This window comes from Vibrio sp. 1562 (assembly GCF_033340155.1).
GTDB classification, from domain to species: domain Bacteria; phylum Pseudomonadota; class Gammaproteobacteria; order Enterobacterales; family Vibrionaceae; genus Vibrio; species Vibrio alginolyticus.
The window spans coordinates 1-546 of the sequence record NZ_JAWOVY010000677.1; the positions used below are offsets into that span (position 1 = coordinate 1).

Annotated in this window: 2 protein-coding genes; both read left to right on the top strand. The window is 42.7% G+C overall.

What is annotated here, in order from left to right; all coding sequences use genetic code 11:
- On the top strand, positions 1-206 hold a 206-nt coding region (locus R7Z49_RS27030), incomplete at its 5' end, for a hypothetical protein (protein WP_318112749.1).
- A 151-nt stretch (positions 207-357) separates the two neighbouring features.
- On the top strand, positions 358-546 hold a 189-nt coding region (locus R7Z49_RS27040), incomplete at its 3' end, for an HIT family protein (protein ID WP_318112750.1).

Sequence of the window (546 nt, forward strand, 5' to 3'; positions counted from 1 at the left end):
ACAATTCAATTTGTTTGGAGCGAATTTTTGTTAAAGGTGGTCAAGAAGAGATTCGTCTAGCTTGGTGGAAAGATGGAAGACAAGCTATGCGTCCCGCTGACCTAAACGCTGTAGATTGGGTTCCGTTATTTACATCTGCTTTAGAGCACGGAGTTTTCAATTCTGATGAGCAGTTGGGTATGCTGAAAGCTTTGGTATCACACTAGGCTACAAACATAACAAACAGTTCAAGAGGGATTCAGCACGCGTGGCATTTTTGGTATGCGGTGGTTTCGGTGTTGAAGTGCCATGCAGTAACATCGGTATTGCGTGCTTCACCCCTTAACTGGGCGTTAGCATACTTTGATAGGAGTTCAGATGGCTACGATAGTCGAACAAATTGGTAATCGTGAAATTGACTCGGTCATCGTGTACGAATCTGACCAAGTTATAGCTTTTGCAGATCATGATCCAATCAACTTTGGGCATATTTTAATTTGTCCTAAGACTCAATACCGTACATTCATTGACCTGCCTGAGTCTGTGTTTTTTGAGATCACCGACGTT